Origin of the sequence: Orrella dioscoreae (assembly GCF_900089455.2) — a bacterium.
Taxonomy (GTDB): Bacteria; Pseudomonadota; Gammaproteobacteria; order Burkholderiales; family Burkholderiaceae_B; genus Orrella; species Orrella dioscoreae.
The window spans coordinates 2,099,143-2,119,287 of the sequence record NZ_LT907988.1 but is presented as its reverse complement, the minus strand read 5'-3'; the positions used below and the strand labels follow the sequence as shown (position 1 = coordinate 2,119,287).

The window sequence follows — 20,145 nt, the reverse complement described above, 5'->3', positions numbered from 1 at the left end:
CCCGTTCATGACTGCCCCCGCCTCCGCCGATACGCCCGAACTGTCCAAGAGCTTCGAACCCGCCGAGCTCGAGTCGCGCTGGTACGCCGAGTGGGAGCGCCGGGGTTACTTCAAGGCCGGCCAGCACGTACAACCCGCCGATGGCGGCGTCGCCGCGCCCTACGCCATCCAGTTTCCCCCGCCCAACGTGACGGGCACCCTGCACATGGGCCACGCCTTCAACCAGACCATCATGGACGGGCTGGTGCGCTACCACCGCATGAAGGGTGACGACACGGTCTTCGTGCCCGGCACCGACCATGCCGGCATCGCCACGCAGATCGTGGTCGAGCGCCAGCTGGACGCCCAGAAGGTCTCGCGCCACGACCTGGGCCGCGAGGCCTTCGTCGAGAAGGTCTGGGCGTGGAAGGAACAGTCCGGCAGCACCATCACCAGCCAGGTGCGCCGCCTGGGCGCCTCGGCCGACTGGCCGCGCGAATACTTCACCATGGACGAGCGCATGTCGCGCGGCGTCGTGGAAACCTTCGTGCGCCTGTACCGCGAAGGCCTGATCTATCGCGGCAAGCGCCTGGTGAACTGGGATCCCAAGCTGCTCACCGCCGTGTCCGACCTGGAAGTGGTGTCGGAAGAGACCGACGGCTTCCTGTGGCACATCGAATACCCCTTTGTCGACGGACCGCAGACGATCACCGACAAGGACGGCAACACGGTCACGCTGCGCGGCATGACGATCGCCACCACGCGCCCGGAAACCATGCTGGCCGACGGCGCACTGTGCGTGCATCCCGACGACGAGCGCTATCGCCATCTGGTCGGCAAGCAGGTCGAGCTGCCGCTGTGCGACCGCAACATTCCGATCATTGCCGACGACTTCGTCGACCCGGCCTTCGGCACGGGCTGCGTCAAGATCACCGGCGCGCACGACTTCAACGACTATGCCTGCGCGCAGCGCCACAAGCTGCCGCTCATCGTGATCTTCACGCTGGACGCGCACGTCAACGAGAACGGCCCCGAGGCCTTCCGCGGCCTGGAACGCTACGAGGCCCGCAAGGCCGTGGTGGCGGCGCTGGAAGCCGGCGGCTACCTGGTCAAGATCGAGCCGCACAAGATGATGCAGCCCAAGGGCGACCGCACCGGCGTGGTGCTGGAACCCATGCTGACCGACCAGTGGTTCGTCGGCATGAGCCAGCCCGCGCCCACCGGCACGCGCCACGCCGGCCGCAGCATCACGGAAGTCGCGCTGGAAGTGGTCCGCAACGGCGACGTGACCTTCTATCCCGAGAACTGGACGACCATCTACAACCAGTGGCTGGAAAACATCCAGGACTGGTGCATTTCGCGCCAGCTGTGGTGGGGCCACCAGATCCCGGCCTGGCACGCGGCCGACGGCCAGGTGTTCGTGGCGCACGACGAGGCGGAAGCCATCGCACAGGCCCGCGCCGCCGGCGTGGACGGCCCGCTCACGCGCGATGCCGACGTGCTGGACACCTGGTTCTCGTCCGCGCTGGTGCCCTTCACCACGATGGGCTGGCCCGACGAAACGCCCGACCTGGCGCGCTACCTGCCCTCCAGCGTGCTGGTCACCGGCTTCGACATCATCTTCTTCTGGGTCGCGCGCATGGTCTTCATGAGCACGCACCTGACCGGCCAGGTGCCGTTCCGCCATGTCTACGTGCACGGCCTGATCCGCGACGCCGACGGCCAGAAGATGAGCAAGTCCAAGGGCAACACCCTGGACCCCGTGGACCTGATCGACGGCATCGACCTCGAAAGCCTGGTGGCCAAGCGCACCTACGGCCTGATGAACCCCAAGCAGGCCGGCGACATCGAGAAGAAGACGCGCCGCCAGTTCCCCGACGGCATTCCCGCCTTCGGCACCGACGCGCTGCGCTTCACGATGGCCGCCTATGCCACGCTGGGCCGCAACATCAACTTCGATCTCAAGCGCTGCGAGGGTTACCGCAACTTCTGCAACAAGCTGTGGAACGCCACGCGCTTCGTGCTGATGAACACCGAAGGCCACGCCGATGCGGCCCGGCAGCCGAATCCGGCGGATCTGTCCTTCGCCGACCGCTGGATCGTGAGCCAGCTGCAGCGCCTGGAAATGGAAGTGGCCAAGGGCTTTGACGACTACCGTTTCGACAACATCGCCAACGCCCTGTATCGCTTCGTGTGGGACGAGTATTGCGACTGGTACCTGGAGCTGGCCAAGGTGCAATTGCAGCGCGGCACGCCGGGCCAGCAGCAGGCCACGCGCCGCACGCTGATACGCGTGCTGGAAGTGGTGCTGCGCCTGGCGCACCCGGTCATTCCGTTCATCACGGAAGAACTGTGGCAGAAGGTCTCGGTGGTGGCAGGCGTGCGCGCCGCCGACGCCGCCGGCAGTGTCAGCGTGCAGCCCTATCCGGTGGCCAACCCGGCCGCGCTGGACGAGGTCGCCGAAGCCGACGTCGCGGCGCTCAAGCGCCAAGTCGACGCCGTGCGCGCGCTGCGCAGCGAGATGGGCCTGTCGCCCGCCGAGCGCGTGCCGCTGCTGGCGGAAGGCGATGCGGAAACGCTGACTCGCAACGCCCCTTACCTGGCCGCGCTCGCGCGCCTGGCCAAGGTGGACGTCGTGGCGACGCTGCCCGACCTGGGCGCGCCGGTGCAAGTCGTGGACCAGGCCCGCCTGATGCTGCACGTCGAAATCGACGTGGCGGCGGAAACCGCGCGCCTGGACAAGGAAATCGCACGCCTGGAAGGCGAGATCACCCGAGCCAACGCCAAGCTCTCGAACGCCAGTTTCGTCGAGCGCGCGCCGGCCGCGGTGGTCGAACAGGAAAAGGCGCGCCTGGCGCAGTTCAGCGAAACGCTGGGCATGGTGCGGGCGCAACGGGCCAAGCTGGCTGCCTAGACAGGCGCCTGCCGCGTGGCGCCCGGGCGGGCGCCACGCATGAATGAATGGGAGTGCGGCGTTGCGGATATTGCTGGTCGAGGATGACGCGCTATTGGGCGATGGCCTGCGCGCGGGATTGCTGCAAGGCGGCGCCAACCTGGTGGATTGGGCCAGCGATGCCGCGGCCGCGCGCCTGGCCCTGACCGATCATGCCTACACGGCGGTCCTGCTGGACCTGGGCCTGCCCGACCGCTCGGGCCACAGCGTGCTGGAGTCCATGCGTGCACGGCTGGACCCCACGCCCGTGCTCGTCATCAGCGCGCATGACCACCTGAGCGAGCGGCTGAAGGCCTTGGACGCCGGGGCGGACGACTACCTGGTCAAGCCCTTTCCGCTGGACGAGCTGTTGGCGCGGCTGCGTGCCGTCCTGCGGCGCAGCACCGGCACGGTCCTGCCGCTGCTCAGTTATCGCGACGTCGCCATCGAGACCGCCACGCGCAGCGTGACGCGCGAGGGCACGCCGGTGGCGCTGAGCCTGCACGAATACCTCACCCTGCAGGCCCTGATGCAACGCCAGGGCCACACGCTGACGCGCCACCAGCTGGAGGACGCCGTCTACGGCGATCACGGCACCATCGAAAGCAACACGATCGCCGTCTACATCCATCAGCTGCGGCGCAAGCTGGGCGACGACCTCATCGTCACCGTCCACGGCTACGGCTACCGGCTGGGCGAGGCCACCGCGTGAACTCCCTCGGCAAGCGGCTCTTCCTGACGTTCATGCTGATCCTGGTGGTCTTCAGCGTGATCAGCCGGATCGAGTGGATGCACGAGTACACCCGCGCCGAAACCGGCCTGTGGGACCAGTCGCTGAAGGATGTCGCCAGCCAGATCGTCATGTCCACGCCCAGACGCCTGACACAGACCGCCGCCAGTCCCGGCGGGCCCGAGAACTATCGCCTGGCCGCCGACCCGCCCTATCTCTTCAAGGGCGACGAACTCTCGTTCCAGATCTGGGATCTGCATCGCAATGTGCTGCTGATGCGCTCGCCCGGCTCGCCGCCGTCGGCCTTGCGGCCAGATTTCGGCCTGGGGTTCAGCGACATCCACCTGGGCGAGGAAAACTGGCGGGTCTATTCGATCTCGGATGCCGAAGGCCTGATCCAGGTGCAGGTCGCCAAGAGCCAGACCCAGTTGCGCGCCGAATTCCGCGACCTGCTGAAACGCAGCATGCGCATGACGCTGCTGTTCGTCGTGGCCATGACCGGCGCGGTGTGGTTCGTGCTGCGCCGCACGCTGCGTCCGCTGAACACGCTGCGCCAGGACATCCTGGCCCGGCCTGCGCTGGACCTGACGCCCCTGCCCCACGCCAACCTGCCCGAAGAGCTGCAGCCGCTCATCGATGCGATCAATCGCCTGCTGGCGCGGCTGGACGAAGCCGTGCAGAACGAAAAGCGCTTCGTCGCGGACGCCGCGCACGAGCTGCGCACGCCGCTGGCCGTCCTGGCCAGCCATGCCGAAGTGGCCCGCCAGGCGGACAACCCGGCCGCCACGCGCGAAGCGCTGGACAAGCTGCAGCAAGGCATTGCCCGCAGCGCCCGGCTGGCCGAGCAACTGCTGGACCAGGCGCGCCTGGACGCCCTGCACGATGCCCAGTTGACCGAGACCGTGGCGCTGGACCGCGTGATCCACGTCATGGCGCGGGAGTTCGAAAGCGAGGCACGCGCCAAGCAGTTGCAATTGAAGCTGGACGTGGCGCCCTGCCGCATCCGCGGCGACGTCGACGCGCTGGGGGTGCTGGTGGGCAACCTGCTGGATAACGCCATCCGCCACGGCCACGTGGGCGGGCGCATCGAAGTGCGCTGCCATCCCGCCCCGCTCGGCGGCGTGACGCTGTCGGTGGCCGACAACGGCCCCGGCGTGCCGACCGACGAACACGAGAAGATCTTCGACCGCTTCTATCGGGTGCCGGGCAACCGTGAGCGCGGCAGCGGCATCGGGCTGTCGCTGGTGGCCCGGGTGGCCGCCCTGCACGGCGCCACGCGCCTGTGCGGCAGCGGCCTGGATGGACGGGGCTTCCAGGTGACCATCACCTTCCCTGCCCTGGCCGGGCCCCAGCCCACCCAGGAGACCTGAATTGCGCCCCGTCGATCTCGCCAGACTGCTGTTCCTGGCCGCGCTCTGGGGCAGCAGCTTCATCTTCCTGCGTGCGGCAGCGCCCTACCTGGGCACCGTGCCGTCGGCCTTTTTCCGTGTTTCGCTGGGCATGCTGGGCCTGCTGGCCGTGGTGCTGTCGCTGCGCGTGCCCCTGCGCTTCCACGGCAAGCTGCGCCACGCCCTGCTGCTGGGCGTGCTCAGCTCGGCCGCGCCCTTCCTCATGTACGCCTTCGCCGCCCAGCGCCTGCCGGCAGGCTACAGCGCCATTTTCAATGCCATGACGCCACTCATGGGCGTGCTGATCGGCGCGCTGTGCTTCGGCGAGCGTGCCACGCTGGCGCGCCTGGCCGGGGTCTGCGTGGGATTGATGGGCGTGGCGGTGCTGACGCAGGCCGGCCCCGTGGCGGTGGAGGCCCGCATGCTGGCGGGCGTGGGCGCCTGCCTGGTGGCCACCCTGTGCTATGCGTTGGGCGGCTTCATGACCCGCCGCTGGATCACCGAGCGCGGCGGGCTCGACAACCGCCTGATGGCATTGGGCAGCCAGGTCGGCGCCGTGCTGGCGCTGCTGCCCTTCATGTTGCACGCCAGCCTGGGCGATGCGCCGCCGGGCTGGCTGGACGCGCCGCTGAATGCCTGGCTGGCCATGCTGGGACTCGGCCTGCTGTGCACGTCCTATGCCTACATCGTGTTCTTTCGCCTGCTGGCGGACATCGGGCCGCTGAAGGCCACCACGGTGACCTTCATCATCCCGATATTCGGCGTGCTGTGGGACTGGCTGATCTTCGACGAACCTGTGACGCTGGCCCATCTGGGCAGCACGGGCCTGATCGCCGTGGCCTTGTGGCTGGTCCTGCGAGGCAGCCCGCAAGTGGCCGCGGCGTCGGCCGCCGCGGAAAGGAAGGACTGAAAAGCGCGCGTCTGCGGTGAGCCGGGACGAACGCGCGCGCGTTCAGTGTTCAGGAAGCGGAGGTATCCGCCTGGGCAGACACGTCGCGCAACGCCGCCAGGACGCGCTCGTCTTCCTTGCTCAACTCCCCGCGCTGGCGCGCCTGTTCGATGAGCTCCGGGCGGCGCGCGGCAGTCAACGCCAGGGATTGATCGCGCCGCCAGCGCTGGATGCGAGCGTGATGCCCGGACATCAGGGGCGCCGGCACGGCCAGGGACGCATGGACTTCGGGACGCGTGTAATGCGGGCTGTCGAGCAGGCCCGACACATTGCGGTGGAAGGAATCCTGCAAGGCGGACTCCGCATCGTTCAGCACGCCGGGCAAAAGCCGCACCGTGGCGTCGATCATGGCCATGGCGGCCAGTTCGCCGCCAGACAGCACGAAATCGCCCAAGGACCATTCCTCATCGACGCAGCGGTCGATGAAGCGCTGGTCCACGCCTTCGTAGCGGCCGCAGACCAGGATCAGGCCGCCGCCTTGCGCCAGCTCGCCCGCGGCCGCCTGGTCGAAGCGGCGGCCGGTGGGAGACAGCAAGGCCACGCGGGCGGGCGGCGCGCCCGTGGCGGCACGGTCGGCGCGCACGGCGGCCAGGGTGTCTTCCAAGGGCTGGGCAAGCATGACCATGCCGGGTCCGCCGCCATAGGGACGGTCGTCCACGGTGCGGTGAACGTCATGCGTGTAGTCGCGTGGATTCCAGGCGCGCAAGGCCCAGCGGCCCTGCGCGTGCCCGCGCCCCGTCACGCCGAGGTCGCGGACGACCCCGAACATATCGGGAAACAGCGTAAGCACGTCGAAGCGCATGGCAAAGGCGCGGGCGAAGCCGCGCGTCAGGAGGCCCTAGTCGAGGTCGGCCGGCCAGTTCGTGTCGATGCGGCGTGCGCCGAGGTCGACATTGAGCACGTGAGCGTTCACGAACGGCACGAGAAGCGAGCGTTGGCGCCCCTTGGACGACAACACCGGGGACGGCTCGGCTTCACCCTGGGCTGCCTGCAGGCAGGCGATGTCCAGCAGCGCATGCGCGCCGTTTTCGGTTACCGCATCCACCCGGCCCAGCAGCACGGGCGCATCGGCGTCGTCGACGCCATAGACCATGCAGCCGACCAGGTCGACCCAGTAATACTCGTCATCATCCGGCGCCGGGAAAGCGGACCGCGGCACGAAGACACTGGTGCCGCGCAAGGCTTCGGCCTCATCGCGATCGACCAACCCTTCCAGCGCAGCCACGACCGTGGCGCCCTGGGGACGGGAGGTTTTCACGCCGACGAGCCGCAGATCGGCAGGCACGCTGCCTGGTGCGTCACGCGAGGCGGCAAGCGGAGACTGACGTCCCAGCCACCATTGCCTTGCGGCCAGCAGCACCTCGGCCTGGGCAGAGTGCGGCTGCACCTTGACCATGCCACGGACGCCATAGGCTGACGTAATGCGACCCAGCTCGACGAGATCGTCGGGCTTGGCGTTTTGCGTAGTGCTCATTCAGTCCCGCCCACGATCAGTGCGGCGGTAACCCCCGATCCAGGCCATCGCGGAGCCGGCTTTGCCGGCCCGCCAGTGGCGCCCCCTTGGCAGGGAAGCGCGACAGCGCCCCGGGGGTGGGCCATCACGCTGCAGCCGAAACCTTGGCCGAGTAGTCCTTGACCAGGCGAGCAACGGCCGGCGACAGCTGGGCGCCGGTGTCGGTCCAGTGCTTGACGCGGTCCAGCGCCAGGCGCAGACGTTCTTCGTTTTCGTTGGCGACGGGGTTGTAGAAACCCACGCGCTCGATGAAGCGGCCATCGCGACGGTTGCGCGAATCAGCTGCCACTACGTTGTAAAACGGTCGCTTCTTGGACCCACCGCGGGCCAGGCGAATCACCACCATAGGTAATTCCTTGAAAATGTTGAGAAAAGCCAGTTAGGATAGCACCCAACCAGAAGGATTGGCAACAAAAAGCCTTCGTTGCCGTAAAAATGTTGTAGCCGCAGTGTACTTCAGGGCCTTCCACGCGGGAAAACACCGGACGAAACCCGGAGGTCAGCGCCGCTCCAGGTAATGCAGGACGCGGGCGCCGACCGCCTGCTGCAACAGCAGCGTGTTGCCGGTCTGGCGGGAAAAGGCCTGGAAGTCCTTGACCGCGTTGCGATCCGTGGTCAGCACTTTCAGCACCTGCCCGCTCTCCAGCTGGGCCAGGGCTTTCTTGGCGCGCAGGATGGGCAAGGGGCAGGTCAGGCCGCAGGCATCCACCACCAGGTGGTGCATGGGGGGCTCTACGGCACCGTCAGGCGTTTCGTTTTCACTCATGGGTGTCTTGGGCGCCTCGGGCGCCGGCCCGCGACGGAACAGCCGACGCAGGCCAATGATCATAGCCGTTCCTGAACCCACTGGCGGACGCTGTCGACTGCCGCGGGCAAGGCCGCGAGATCGACGCCCCCTCCCATGGCCATGTCGGGGCGGCCGCCCCCCTTGCCGCCGATCTGGCCGGCGACGTGCCCGACCAGTTCACCGGCCTTGACGCGTCCGACCAGCTCGGGCGTGACGCCACCCACCACGCTGATCTTGCCATCGGGGCCACCGGCAGCCAGCAGCACCACGGCAGGCTTCAGGCGATCCTTGATCTGGTCGACCATGCCGCGCAGGGCCTTGGGATCGACGTCCTTGACCACCGCGGCCAACAGCTTGGCGCCCCCCAGGTCCACGGCGGCGCTGGCGGCCAGGTCGTTGCCGGCGCTGGCGGCGAGCTTGGCACGCGCCTGCTCCAGGTCCTTCTCCAAGGCGCGCACCTGCTCCTGCACCTGGGCGATGCGCTCGGGCAGCTCGGCAGGCTGGGTCTTCAAGGCGCCCGCGGCACGCACCAGCGTGGCGTTCAGGTTCTGGACCCACTTCAGGGCGTTGTCGCCCGTGATGGCCTCGACGCGCCGCACGCCGGCGGCCACGCCGCCTTCGCCCACGATCTTGAAGAGACCGATGTCACCGGTGCGGACCACGTGGGTGCCACCGCACAGTTCACGCGAGCTGCCGATGTCCAGCACGCGCACGCTGTCGCCATATTTTTCGCCGAAGAGCGCCATGGCGCCTTCCTGCACGGCGTCATCGAAGGCCATGACACGGGCCTGCACGGGGGCGTTGGCCAGCACCTCGGCGTTGACGATGCGCTCGACCTCGGCGATCTGATCGGCCGTCATGGGCGCATCGTGCGCGAAGTCGAACCGGGTCTTGTCAGGGTCGACCAGCGAACCGCGCTGCTGCACGTGGCCGCCCAGCACTTCGCGCAAGGCCTTGTGCATCAGGTGGGTGGCCGAGTGATTGCGTACCGTGCGCGCGCGGCGCTCGACGTCGACCTGTGCAGCCAGGCTGTCGCCCACGGACAGCGTGCCGGATTCCAGCACGCCGTGATGGCCGAAAACGCCCGCCTGGATCTTCTGGGTGTCGTTGACGACGAAGCGCACGCCATCGGCCTGCAGCACGCCCGCATCGCCCACCTGGCCGCCGGACTCGGCGTAGAAAGGCGTGGCGTCCAGCACCACGATGGCCTCCTGGCCGGCCTGCACGGTCTGCGCGGCGGTGCCGCCGACGTACAGCGCGACGACGCGCGCGTCGCCCGACAGCGTGTCGTAGCCGTCGAAGCGGGTTTGCACGCCGTCATAGGACAGGCCTTCGGCTGCCTTGAACTTGCCGGCGGCACGGGCCTGCTCGCGCTGGCGGTCCATGGCGGTCTCGAAACCGTCGAGGTCGACCTCCACGCCACGTTCGCGGCAGATGTCGGCCGTGAGGTCGACCGGGAAACCGTAGGTGTCGTAGAGCGTGAAGAGCGTCGTGCCTTCGACACGGCCGCCCTGCTCGACCTTGGAAAGCGCGGCTTCGAGGATCTTCATGCCGTGTTCCAGCGTTTCGCCGAAACGCTCCTCTTCCTGCTTGAGCACCTGCGCGACGCGGCTGGCGGCCTGCTCGAGTTCAGGGTAGGCCGCGCCCATTTCCTGCACTAGGTCGGGCACCAGCCGGTGGAAGAAGGGTTTGGATTGGCCCAGCTTGTAGCCGTGGCGAAGCGCCCGGCGCACGATGCGGCGCAGCACGTAGCCGCGGCCTTCGTTGCTGGGGATGACGCCGTCGACGATCAGGAACGCGCAGGCGCGGATGTGGTCGGCGATGACCTTCAGCGAATTCTCGTGCAGGTCCTGGCAGCCGGTTTCCCGCGAGGCGGCGGCGATGAGCTTCTGGAACAGGTCGATTTCGTAGTTGGAGTGCACGCCCTGCAGCACGGCGGCAATGCGCTCCAGGCCCATGCCGGTGTCGACACAGGGCTTGGGCAGCGGCGTGAGCGTGCCGGAAGCGTCGCGCTCGAACTGCATGAACACCAGGTTCCAGACCTCGATGTAGCGGTCGCCGTCTTCCTCGGGCGATCCGGGCGGGCCGCCCCAGACATCGGGACCGTGATCGAAGAAGATCTCGGTGCAGGGTCCGCAGGGGCCGGTCTCGGCCATCTGCCAGAAATTGTCGGAGGCGTAGCGGGCGCCCTTGTTGTCGCCGATGCGGATGATGCGCTCGGCCGGCACGCCCACTTCCTTGGCCCAGATGTCATAGGCCTCGTCGTCTTCCTGGTAGACGGTGACCCAGAGCTTCTCGGCCGGCAGCTGATAGACCTTGGTCAACAGTTCCCAGGCGTACCGGATGGCATCGTGCTTGAAATAGTCGCCGAAGCTGAAGTTGCCCAGCATCTCGAAGAACGTGTGATGCCGCGCGGTGTAGCCCACGTTTTCCAGGTCGTTGTGCTTGCCGCCGGCGCGCACGCTGCGCTGGGCCGACGTGGCGCGGCGATAGGGACGGCTCTCCTTGCCGGTGAACACGTCCTTGAACTGGACCATGCCGGAGTTGGTGAAGAGCAGCGTCGGGTCGTTGCCGGGCACCAGCGACGACGAGGGCACGATGGTGTGGCCCTGGGACTGGAAGAACTGCAGGAATTTCTGGCGGATTTCGGAAACTTTCATCGCGATGCGGGCCGGGTAGGGGCGAATCTTTGATTATAGAGCCAGTGCCCCCACAGGGGCCCGAACATCAAGGCATGCAGACATAGGTGTGATAGACCTGGAAGTCCTCGTCATGAAAACCGCCCCGGGTCTGGGCCACCGGATAAGGGAGAAAACCCACGGGGCACGAACAGGCGCCGGTCACGGGATTGGGTTTGAACCCGCCCCCTGTCACGCAATGGCCCGACGACGCCATCAGGAACATGCCGCCGAAACCTCCTCCCTGCAGGCGCCAAGTCCCTTGCTGGCACGCCAGCAGCGCGCCAGACACGTCGCGTGCCACCAGGCCCGCCGAAGAACAGGGGGAGCCCGGGACGGCCTGGGCCTCCAGCATCAGGTATTCACCGCTGGAAAGCCGCCCGTGGCTGCGTACCCCTGCACCGGAGATCGCGCCGAGCGCAACGATCTCCCCGCCTTGTACCTGGCCGGCGATCCGCAGGTCGCCCCGGCCGGTCATCCTTCCGTCGACGAGCAGGTCCGCCCCGCCATGGATCGCGCCGGCCACCGTCAGCGGCCCCTGCAGGTCAGGATCACGGGTGTCCCGCCGGCGAACGTAAGGATCGTCCACCAGGGGCGCTCCCCTGGCGTGCAATGCGACCGTGCCCACCGGCAGCGCCGCCAGGCCGGGGGCGGGTGGGTTGGGCAACGCGAAATTCGCACCGCGAAGCTGTCCGGGCGCCTGGGGATGGATGGCGCCAGCCAGCCCCCGCGCAGCCAGCAGGACGCCACCGATGCGCCCGACGTCTTCGGATGCCCGCCCCTCCGCACCCGACACCGGCGTATGCAGCAACAGGTCGATCCGGCACTGCGACCCGGGACAAGCCTGGCTGCGCAACAGCTCCAGCCTGGCAGGCGCCCCCCAGGCCGACCGCTCGGGAAATCCGGCTTCCAGATGGCCCAGGGCCTTGAGCGTGGCCACGGGCAGTTGGGCCAGCCCGGTCAGCGCCGGCGAGAGCGGCTGGCCGGCCTCGCCCCGTTCTGCGCGCTCGATCTCGCGCACGACGGGCGCCGCGGCCGCATGCAGCGCCACCAGCCAGGTGCCCACCGACTCGGCAGCCGCGTCGTCTAGCCTGGCCACCCAGGCGCTGGCCGCCCAGACGGCCACCAATGCCGACAGGGCGGCCGCCACCGCCAGCTCCAGCAAGGAAAAGCCCCGCTGGCGCGCAACCGGGGCAGGCCGCCGCCCGGCGAGCGGAAAGCTAGCGGAAGACAAAGGAAAACGCATTGCTGTCTCCGTCGCTGCAGGCTGCCTGGGCAAGCACCGCGCTGTAGGCGATCCGGGGATTGACGAGGTCGCTCTTGAGCAAGGTCGTGCCCTTGTCGCTGGACACCGAGACCTGCTCGGCCAGCCGTTGCAAAATGGATGCCAGCGCCGGACACGCCGCGTCATTGACCTCGCCCAGCCGAAGGACGAAGGCATCGCCCGCGCCGTTCTCGGGCGCCAGCGTGACGACGCCGTCTCCGCCCCGGCCGCTGCCGCCCAGGCCATGCGCCACCTGGGCGCCATCGCCCTCGCCTGCCACGGACAGCACGCCGGAACGCTGGAAGTTCTGGCCGAGCAGGCGGGTGCCCACGCCCGCGTATGGACCGCTACCGGCGCCCTGCGCGCCGACCTTCAGCCTCAACACGAAACGCTGCAGTTCCTCGGCCACGCGCGGGACGCGGTTCTCGATGACGTAGGCATTGACCGCAGGCACCCCCACCACTGCGATGAGCAGGATGATGGCCGTGACGATGGAGACCTCGATGAGGGAAAAACCGCCTTGGCTGGCTGCCCGGGCGCGCGCGTGGCCTCGGGCGAGAGGCAGGGATGGGTGCGGCAATCGGAAAATGGTGCAAGACATCGGGAAATCTCCAGAAGCACAGGAAAACCAGGGGCAGCGTCGCCGGTCCTCACCGACCGGCGTGGTGGATCATCATGGCGCGGCGCAGGTCGTCGATGACGGCGTAGTGCCACGCTGCCAGGGCCAGCAGGCCGGCCAGCGCGCCCAGCAGCAAGACCCAGCGCCACGCCTGCGCCTGGCCCGACAGGCGCCGCAACGCCTGCGTCCTGAGCCGCTCGGTGGCTCGACGCAGGCCCGTGTCCATGCCGTGCGCATCGATCATGTCCTGCAGGAAACCGCCCAACTGGGGATCGAAGAGTCCGGTATCGAAGACATCCGCGCCGGTCCAACCCGCATCCAGGCGATCGCCCACGCGCTGCGCCTGCCAGGCCGCCCACACCCCGGAACTGCCCGCGACCCGGGCCAGCGCGTCGCGCAAGGCCATGACCCGATGGCCCTGGGGGCGCAGCAGCAGCGCAAGCAGCAACAGGAAACGCATGCCCTGGAAGTCGCGATACAGCGACCACGGCGCGTGGCGGTCGAGCACGGTGCGCAGGTGGCCGGTGTGCCGTGGCAGGCTCAGCACGAAGCCGGCCAACACGACGCACAGGCCGGACAGGCACGCTGGCAGCCACGCTTGCAGCCAAACCGAGAACTGCTGGAACGCCTGCGCAGTGGGGCCGTGGAGGTCCTGCGGCACGCCCTGGAACGTGCGCCACAGGCGTGGCGCCGTGTAGTGCGGCACGGCCGCCAGCATGCCGGCCAGCACGCACAGCGCCACGACGCCTGCGGCCAGCGTCTGGCGCAAGGTGCGGCGGGCGCCCTCGACGAGCCGCGTGGCATCGGCCAGGTCGCGCAGCGCTTGCACCAGCGCCGCCGCCCCCGCTTGCTGGGCCGTGCGCAGCAGGAGCAGGTCTTCCTCGGGGAAGACGCCGGACCAGACCTCGAACAGGTCGCCGCCGCCAGTCTCGCAGCGCCGCGCCCACTCCGCGGAGAGCCGCGCACGCAGGGGATTGCCTCGCCGCGCGGCATCGCCACGGAACAGCGCAAGCAGCGTCTTGCCGCCCACGCCCGCGGCCATGCGTTCGGCCAGGTATTCGTAGTAATCCGCCCGCTCCCGGCGCAACCGCCGGCAGGCATGGAACCAGGCGGCGCGATGCGCCAGCGCCGCGATGGCATGCCGCCAACCCGCCGCGCTCATCGCCCGCGCTCCCAGGCCGGCACGTGATCGAAGGGCCGGAACCGGGCTTCGACGTCGCGCGGATCCACCCAACCTTGCAAGGCCTTGTACAAGCCGCAGGCCATCGCGCTTTTCCCGCTCATGTCGGGACTGTCGAAAGCCGCGCGCCGGCTGGCCGCGACATGCCTCGCCAAGCCCAGGTTGTCGCGGGCACGGATGAGTCGCAGGCACTCCGGATCCGCGTCGGGCTCGACGAACTCGGCAACCACCGTGCGCCCGCGCGTGCCAGCCAGCCCTGGCAGTTGCCCCGGCGCGCATTGGGGGCAGCCCGCGGGATTACGCACCCGCATTCCTGCGCAGTCCACGCCGTAGGCGGACTCGATGCCGCCCACCCAGCCACGCCAGTCCCGCGGGTCGCGCCGATCAGCGCCCAGGCTGTCGAGCGGCAGCGCGCACGCCTGGCACAAGGCGGGCAGGAGGGCCTGGTAGCCCAGCAGCTTGAGCACGCCCGGCGTGGCCAGGAAATCGCGTGCGATGCCGATGAAATCCGATGCCAGGCGTTCGGCGACCAGCACCGCCGAACCCGCGTGCGTGGTGGTGTAGACGCTGACGCCCGAGCCCGCCAGGTCCATGAAGGCGCGTCCGGTCTGCACATCCCGGATTTCCCCGATCATCAGGTCGTTCATGGCGCTGCGCTTCAAGGTGCGCAACTTGGCGTCGAAAACGGTGGCCTCGGTCGTCTCCAGGTCGCGGCCGACCGTGTTCTGCAGCGCGCCCGGGATCAGGTATTCCACCGGGTCTTCCAGGGTAATGACCTTGCGGGTCTCGGGGATGGTGCGCATCATGCCCGCGAGCGTGGTGGATTTGCCGGACCCGACCACGCCCGCCAGCACCACCGCGCCGCCTTCCACCCGGCACGCGCGGGCCAGGATGTCGACCTGGCCGGGCAGATAGCCCAGGCCTGCCAGGTCCGCCGTGGCGACGGTATCGTCCAGGCGCACGATGCGCAGGCACACGGACGGCCCGGCATCCGTGGCAAGAGAGGCCCAGCGCAGCATGACGTGCCGGCCCGCGGCCTGGTGCCAGATCCGGCCCTGCTGTTCGATGGCCGGGTCGAAGACCGAACCGTTGCCGCCCTGCACTTCCATCCACGCGACCGACAGGATTTCCCTGAGCGTCGCGGTTGGCATGCGGGCATAGCAATCGGGCGAGACGTAGCGGCCCGCGACCGTGTAGCGCACCTGCGACTCGGCGTGCCGCGTGCGCACGTTCAGGTGGATGTCGCTGGCATGCGCCCGGACACCCCAGGCCACGATTTCCGCGAACGCGTGCGACAGGGCCGAGCGCTGCGGGTCCGCCAGCACCTGCCGCCGGCTGTTCAGGGTGTCGCTGCGCACGCGGCGGCTGGCCAGCGCCAGCAGGAGCGTCGCGGGCAGGATGACACACACCGGGTCGGCCAGGCGATAGCCGCGCTGCTGCAACTGCCGCGCCAGCTCCCAGGCGGCATCCGAGCGCGCCTCGTCCTGCACCGCGAAGATCACCGCGCTGCCATCCTCGCGCCGCGCCGGACAGAGCTTGCCCGCCAGGCCGGCAAGATCGAAGTCGTCGCAGAGCACCCGGTCGAGCGGCGGCGTCATGCGCGCCAGATCGTCCTGCCCCGACAGCGCGATACAACGCGGGGGCGCCACGGCTGGCGGCACAGGCATCAGCATGCGCGCGCGGCTCATGAGGCCTCCGCACGTGCCAGGCACAGGGCATGGACCACGTCATCGCGTGCCCGCACACGCACGCACTCTCCGTCGATGGAGAGCAGGCGCAACCCTTGCGGCGCTGCGCCGCCACCGCCCGCTCGCAGGACGACCCGCCGCCCCTCGCTGAGCAGCTCTGCCTGCAATTGCCTGCCCACGCCGTAGATGGCAGCCAGGCGCAAGGCCGGCGTGTCGGGCTTTCCGCCGGCGGACGCCATGCCCCCACGGGGTGGCTCGCCTGACGCCTGCCACTGGCCGCGCCGTTGCGCCAGCGCGGCCTCCAGGTCCAGGCGAACCAGGTCCTGGACGGTTGGCGCCTGCGACCAGACCCGCTGGCCGTCCGGCGGCGCCGGCGCATCCTGGACGGCTGTGCCGGCCGGCATCGCCCTTGCGGCGCCGGCCGGCGGGGATGCCAGGGGCTCGTCCGCCCATGCCTGCGGCAAGGCCAGCACGCCTGCCAGCAATACGACCGGCCATGCCGGCGACGGTCCTCGCGGATCAATGCTTTTCATACAAGACTCCTTGCAAGCGCACGGTGGCGCGGCGCGCGGCCAGGGCCGCGTCGGAGGGGTGCTGCACCTGCAGTTGCAGGCTCTGCCAGGCGGCCGCCACCTCCCAGTCCTGCAGCAAGGCATAGGCGTACAGCGGCCCCTCGACCGTCAATTGACGCGTGCCGACGGCGGGCCAGTCCTCCGGCCAGGTCAACGCCGCCCCCTGCGCATCCGCGGGTGGCGCCAGCGGCAAGACCTGCCAGGCATCCAGGCGGATGGCGGAAAACAGCCTTGCGTGGCGCTGCAGGCGGCTGGCCAGCACCAGCTCGGTGTCGCGGGCGCTGCCCAGGCGCCGCCAGGGCACGCCGGCGCCGTCATGCGCCACGACCCAGGTGAGCCTTGCACCATCGAGCAGGTCGAAATGCACGGCCCAGCCTGGCGGCGCCACCGCCACCAGATCGAGATTGCGGCCCAGCGTCCCCCGCGCATAGCGCGCCTGGCAATGCCAGCCATCGTGCCTTGGCAGGCATTGCGCATCGCGCAGGAACCACCCCGTCACCGAGGCAGGCAAGGCGCGCAAGGCGCCCAGGGCTCGCGCCAACGCCGCAGGTCCATGCCAGGGCACGCCGGCCGCGTGCCTGTCCAGCGCATCGGCCCAGGCTTGCGCCGGCTCCACCGCCATCGTGCCGACCCGCGCTGGCTCGGCGGACCGCAAGGCGCGCCACCCGAACGCCAGGGCAAGCGACGTTCCCGCCAGCCCTGCCAGCGCGCGGCGCCGCGGCGACGCCACGGGCAGGAGACGCGCCCCGTCTCCTGCCGCGGCAAGCACCTGGGCGGCTTCCAGCGGTTGCCATCCCCCCTCCATCGGCACATTGCCGAAGCGCGCCAGCCCCGGATACCGGGCCTCCAGTGCGTCGAGCGCGGCATCCGCCGACGCGCGCGAGTCATGGACACGGTCACTGTCCGCCAGGACAGCGCCGGCATGCCACGCCGACAGCCAGACGCACCCTGCATCCAGCGCCAGCAGCACCATCCCGGACGGCGTTCCCGCTGCCAGGCGCGCGGCCACGGCCGCCGACAACCAGGCTTCCCGTCGGCGCGCACGCGGGCGCCGCAGCCGGGCGCAGCCCACGCTCGCGCCCTGCCCTGCCGACCAGACGTAATGACTGGCACGCAAGCCGCGGGCACGCGCCAGGGCCAGCCGGGGCACGTCCCGCCCCAGCAGCGGCTGCCAATCCAGCCCGAAGACCAGGACACGACCCTGGGCGCGAGCGGTCCGCAACGGACTGCCGGCCTCGGCCGATTCGAGTTGCCACGGCATGGCTAGAACCCCTCCTCGACCTCGGCGCTCACCATCACCAGCGTGGTGGCGCGCTGCCCCGACAGGCGATCACGCCCCCCTGCCAGCAGGGGCCAGCCCTCCAGGGGCCGGCTGCGCTGGGCATCGTCCTGGCTACGGTCAAAGCCTGCGATGATCATGGCCTGCCCGGGCCGCAGGGCCACCTGCTGCACGGTGCCCGAGCCATCGACGGTCAGTTGCTGGATGCGCACCTGGTTTTCCTCGGCGCCCAGGGTGACCGTCTGCAGCGGCTGCGCCACCGTGCTGTCGTAAGACACCGACAACAGGATCTGCCCGTCCGCCTGCGCGTCAGGCAGCAGGGTCAGGAACGTGCCGGTGGTCTCCTGTTTCTGCGTGACGGACACCGACGGCAAGGCGCTGCCCAGCGGCGCGCCGACGATGGCCCCGCCCGAGGCGGTCTGCGCCTGGTCGATATAGGAAAAGGTGGTGCGCACCGCGTGCGTGACCGGCCGGCGATTCAGCGTATAGACCGGCACCCTGGTATGGCGCAGCACCGTGCCCATCCTGGCCAGCGCGCTGACCAGGGCTTGCGAGCCTTCCGCGCCACCGCCCACCAGGGCGGCTCCCAGGCTCGCCCCCTCCGTGACCGAGCCGCTGGCGGCGCCCGCCAGCGAGGCCGCCGCGCGGCCGCTGCGATGCAGCACCTGCCAGTCGATGCCGCCTTCGTTCTGCCGATCCGCGATGAGCGTGACCTCTTCGAACACGAGCCGCACGCGGCGCGTCAGGTTGCGGTTCTCGGTTTCGAGAAACCGCGCGACCCGATCCAGCGCATCGCGGGTATCGGTGACGATGACGGACCCTGCGCCACCGGCAGGCGCGGCGATCACGCCGGCGCGCGACAGGAACGGTTCTATGCGACGCGTGAGCGCGGCCAGTCCGTCGGGCTCACCCGCGGTCAATGCGGTGCTGGATGCGCTTTCGAAACCGCCCGGCTCGTCCTGCCCCCGCCGTCCCAGCCGCGCGTCGGCCCGCGCATCCAGGCTCAACAAACGCACGTCGAACACTCGCGTTTCCACGCGAAAGAATTCGACTACGCCCTCGCGATAGCGCCAGTGCACGCCCAGCCGCCACGACAGGGCGTCCAGCACGTCGGGCAGCGGACGCGGTCCATCGCCGAAGCTGGCCTGTGTCGGCAAGGCCACCATGGGCGCCCCGGTTGCGCCTGCCGCCAGCCTTGGCAGGAACTGCTCCTGCGGCAGCAAGGCATCCGGCTGGACGCGCACCGGGAGGCCCGTTGCGCGTGAAATCCGCTCGGCCAGCACGAGCAGGTTGGCCTGTCCGTCGGCAAACAGCAGCGTGGTATTGACGTCACGGCGCAACGCGGCAGGCAGGGTCACCTCGCGCGCCAGCGGCTGGGCGCGGCCGGCCAGCCAGGCGCGCGCCACGTGCTGCCCGCCGCGCCGCAACGCGGTGTCGGTCACGCTGCGCGCGAAGGCATCGTGACCGGCGCGCAGCGTTTCCTGGCGCCGTTCGCCGTCGAGCAAACGTTCGTCCAGGCGCTGCACCAATGCGCACGCCGACAGGCCTTGCCATGCGCCCAGCAACAGCAGGCCGCGGCACACGCGCGACACGCTTGCCGTGCTCATGCCGCGCCCTCCCCGACAGGCGCCGTCCGGTCGCAGGCCTCGCGCAGGCTGACGACCCGCAACACGCGATTGGCATAAAAGCAGGGCTGCAAGGGCTGGTCGCCCAGCTCGGTGGCGCGCAGCAATTCGCTGACGGCGGCTTCGTAGCCCTCGGAAAACGAGGCCGTGCCCGCCAGCGGGATATCGACCGCCACCGTCCAGTGCTCGGGCTCGAACGTCCATCCCGCCTGGCGGGACCAGTCGCGCAACACCGCACGCATCGTGCCCTGCGCGGGAGAAGCGTCGTAGCGCAAGGAAGACGGCGCGATGGGAGGGGTTTGCGCGGGCAGGCCAGACGCGGCGGCAGGCGGCGCATCGACAGGCAACAGTTCAACAGGCACGGCCTGCGGCGCCTGCGCCACGGGCAAGACATCCCGCTCCACACCACGCGCCGGCGCCCGCCCGCCTTCCTGTCCCGCCCCCAGGTACTGCGCGCGCGCCACCGCCGAGCCGCCGCGCATCAGCAGCGCAGGCCACACCCCGCGCACCACCACATAGGGATCGCGGGACTGGTAGGGCAAGGCACGTTCACCCTGCGCGCTTTGCGCGAACAAGGCCGGCACGGCCTGCCCGGGCGCGAATTGCAGCCAGGTGTCCTGGCCATCGTGAAAGACCTGCTGCGGCGCCAGCGCGCGCTCGCCCGACAGGCGCCAGTTGAAGTCGTAGCGTGCCGCCGCGGGCGGTGTCCAGGCAGGCCCCGTGGGCGTGGCCAGGCACCCTGCCAGCAATGGCGGCAGACAGAGCAGGAAGACGGATCGCGTCATGGTTCACCTTGCAGCGGAAATCGAATCACGGCTGCATGGTGGCCCGGCGCACCGCCTCCGAAAAGCGTGGCTAGTCCCGACGGATCTCGCGAACACAGGGGCCGGGGCGGCCCGGCGGCAAAAAAGCCCCCACGCCGCGCCTTCGGCTTGCTGCCCCCCAAGGGGGCCGCTTTTTGC

General features: G+C 69.5%; 17 protein-coding genes. 4 read left to right on the top strand and 13 right to left on the bottom strand.

What is annotated here, in order from left to right; translation table 11 throughout:
- Positions 1-7 precede the first annotated feature (7 nt).
- From ODI_RS09880 to ODI_RS09865, 4 genes are all read left to right on the top strand, one after another.
- Positions 8-2,893 carry a valine--tRNA ligase gene (locus ODI_RS09880; RefSeq protein WP_067760068.1) on the top strand — a complete coding sequence of 962 codons (2,886 nt, stop codon included), beginning with the start codon at positions 8-10 and terminating at the stop codon, positions 2,891-2,893.
- A gap of 61 nt (positions 2,894-2,954) precedes the next feature.
- Positions 2,955-3,623, top strand: a complete 669-nt coding sequence (locus ODI_RS09875) for a response regulator transcription factor (RefSeq protein ID WP_067760071.1) — start codon at positions 2,955-2,957, stop codon at positions 3,621-3,623.
- A complete protein-coding gene (locus ODI_RS09870) occupies positions 3,620-5,011 on the top strand; it encodes an ATP-binding protein (protein ID WP_067760075.1) in 1,392 nt (463 codons plus the stop codon). The genes ODI_RS09875 and ODI_RS09870 overlap by 4 nt, the downstream gene beginning before the upstream one ends.
- A gap of 1 nt (position 5,012) precedes the next feature.
- A complete protein-coding gene (locus ODI_RS09865; RefSeq protein WP_067760077.1) occupies positions 5,013-5,939 on the top strand; it encodes a DMT family transporter in 927 nt (308 codons plus the stop codon).
- A gap of 49 nt (positions 5,940-5,988) precedes the next feature.
- Here the strand turns inward: ODI_RS09865 and trmD are convergent, their stop codons facing one another.
- From trmD to ODI_RS09800, 13 genes are all read right to left on the bottom strand, one after another.
- Positions 5,989-6,780 carry a tRNA (guanosine(37)-N1)-methyltransferase TrmD gene (gene trmD / locus ODI_RS09860; protein ID WP_067760080.1) on the bottom strand — a complete coding sequence of 264 codons (792 nt, stop codon included), beginning with the start codon at positions 6,778-6,780 and terminating at the stop codon, positions 5,989-5,991.
- Positions 6,781-6,816: 36 nt separating this feature from the next.
- Positions 6,817-7,452 carry a ribosome maturation factor RimM gene (gene rimM, locus ODI_RS09855; protein WP_067760083.1) on the bottom strand — a complete coding sequence of 212 codons (636 nt, stop codon included), beginning with the start codon at positions 7,450-7,452 and terminating at the stop codon, positions 6,817-6,819.
- A 124-nt stretch (positions 7,453-7,576) separates the two neighbouring features.
- A complete protein-coding gene (gene rpsP / locus ODI_RS09850) occupies positions 7,577-7,837 on the bottom strand; it encodes a 30S ribosomal protein S16 (RefSeq protein WP_067760086.1) in 261 nt (86 codons plus the stop codon).
- Positions 7,838-7,990: 153 nt separating this feature from the next.
- Entirely contained in the window at positions 7,991-8,257 is a 267-nt protein-coding gene (locus ODI_RS09845) for a sulfurtransferase TusA family protein (protein WP_067760194.1), read from the bottom strand.
- 59 nt (positions 8,258-8,316) lie between these two features.
- A complete protein-coding gene (alaS, locus tag ODI_RS09840) occupies positions 8,317-10,938 on the bottom strand; it encodes an alanine--tRNA ligase (RefSeq protein WP_067760089.1) in 2,622 nt (873 codons plus the stop codon).
- A 67-nt stretch (positions 10,939-11,005) separates the two neighbouring features.
- The gene (gene pilV / locus ODI_RS09835; RefSeq protein ID WP_082985538.1) at positions 11,006-12,202 is read right to left on the bottom strand and encodes a shufflon system plasmid conjugative transfer pilus tip adhesin PilV; all 1,197 of its coding nucleotides are present in this window, start codon (positions 12,200-12,202) and stop codon (positions 11,006-11,008) included.
- Positions 12,177-12,821 carry a pilin gene (locus tag ODI_RS09830; RefSeq protein ID WP_067760094.1) on the bottom strand — a complete coding sequence of 215 codons (645 nt, stop codon included), beginning with the start codon at positions 12,819-12,821 and terminating at the stop codon, positions 12,177-12,179. Before ODI_RS09830 ends, pilV begins: the two co-directional genes overlap by 26 nt.
- 49 nt (positions 12,822-12,870) lie before the next feature.
- The gene (locus tag ODI_RS09825) at positions 12,871-14,001 is read right to left on the bottom strand and encodes a type II secretion system F family protein (RefSeq protein WP_082985539.1); all 1,131 of its coding nucleotides are present in this window, start codon (positions 13,999-14,001) and stop codon (positions 12,871-12,873) included.
- On the bottom strand, positions 13,998-15,707 hold the full coding sequence (locus ODI_RS09820; protein WP_082985540.1) for a GspE/PulE family protein: 1,710 nt from the start codon (positions 15,705-15,707) through the stop codon (positions 13,998-14,000). Before ODI_RS09820 ends, ODI_RS09825 begins: the two co-directional genes overlap by 4 nt.
- A complete protein-coding gene (locus ODI_RS09815; protein ID WP_157929745.1) occupies positions 15,704-16,240 on the bottom strand; it encodes a hypothetical protein in 537 nt (178 codons plus the stop codon). Before ODI_RS09815 ends, ODI_RS09820 begins: the two co-directional genes overlap by 4 nt.
- Complete coding sequence (locus ODI_RS09810) at positions 16,227-17,540, bottom strand: type 4b pilus protein PilO2 (RefSeq protein ID WP_067760100.1); 1,314 nt, start codon at positions 17,538-17,540, stop codon at positions 16,227-16,229. The genes ODI_RS09815 and ODI_RS09810 overlap by 14 nt, the downstream gene beginning before the upstream one ends.
- 2 nt (positions 17,541-17,542) lie before the next feature.
- Complete coding sequence (locus ODI_RS09805; protein ID WP_098020889.1) at positions 17,543-19,165, bottom strand: hypothetical protein; 1,623 nt, start codon at positions 19,163-19,165, stop codon at positions 17,543-17,545.
- The gene (locus ODI_RS09800) at positions 19,162-19,968 is read right to left on the bottom strand and encodes a TcpQ domain-containing protein (RefSeq protein WP_067760102.1); all 807 of its coding nucleotides are present in this window, start codon (positions 19,966-19,968) and stop codon (positions 19,162-19,164) included. The genes ODI_RS09805 and ODI_RS09800 overlap by 4 nt, the downstream gene beginning before the upstream one ends.
- Between the last annotated feature and the right edge of the window lie 177 nt (positions 19,969-20,145).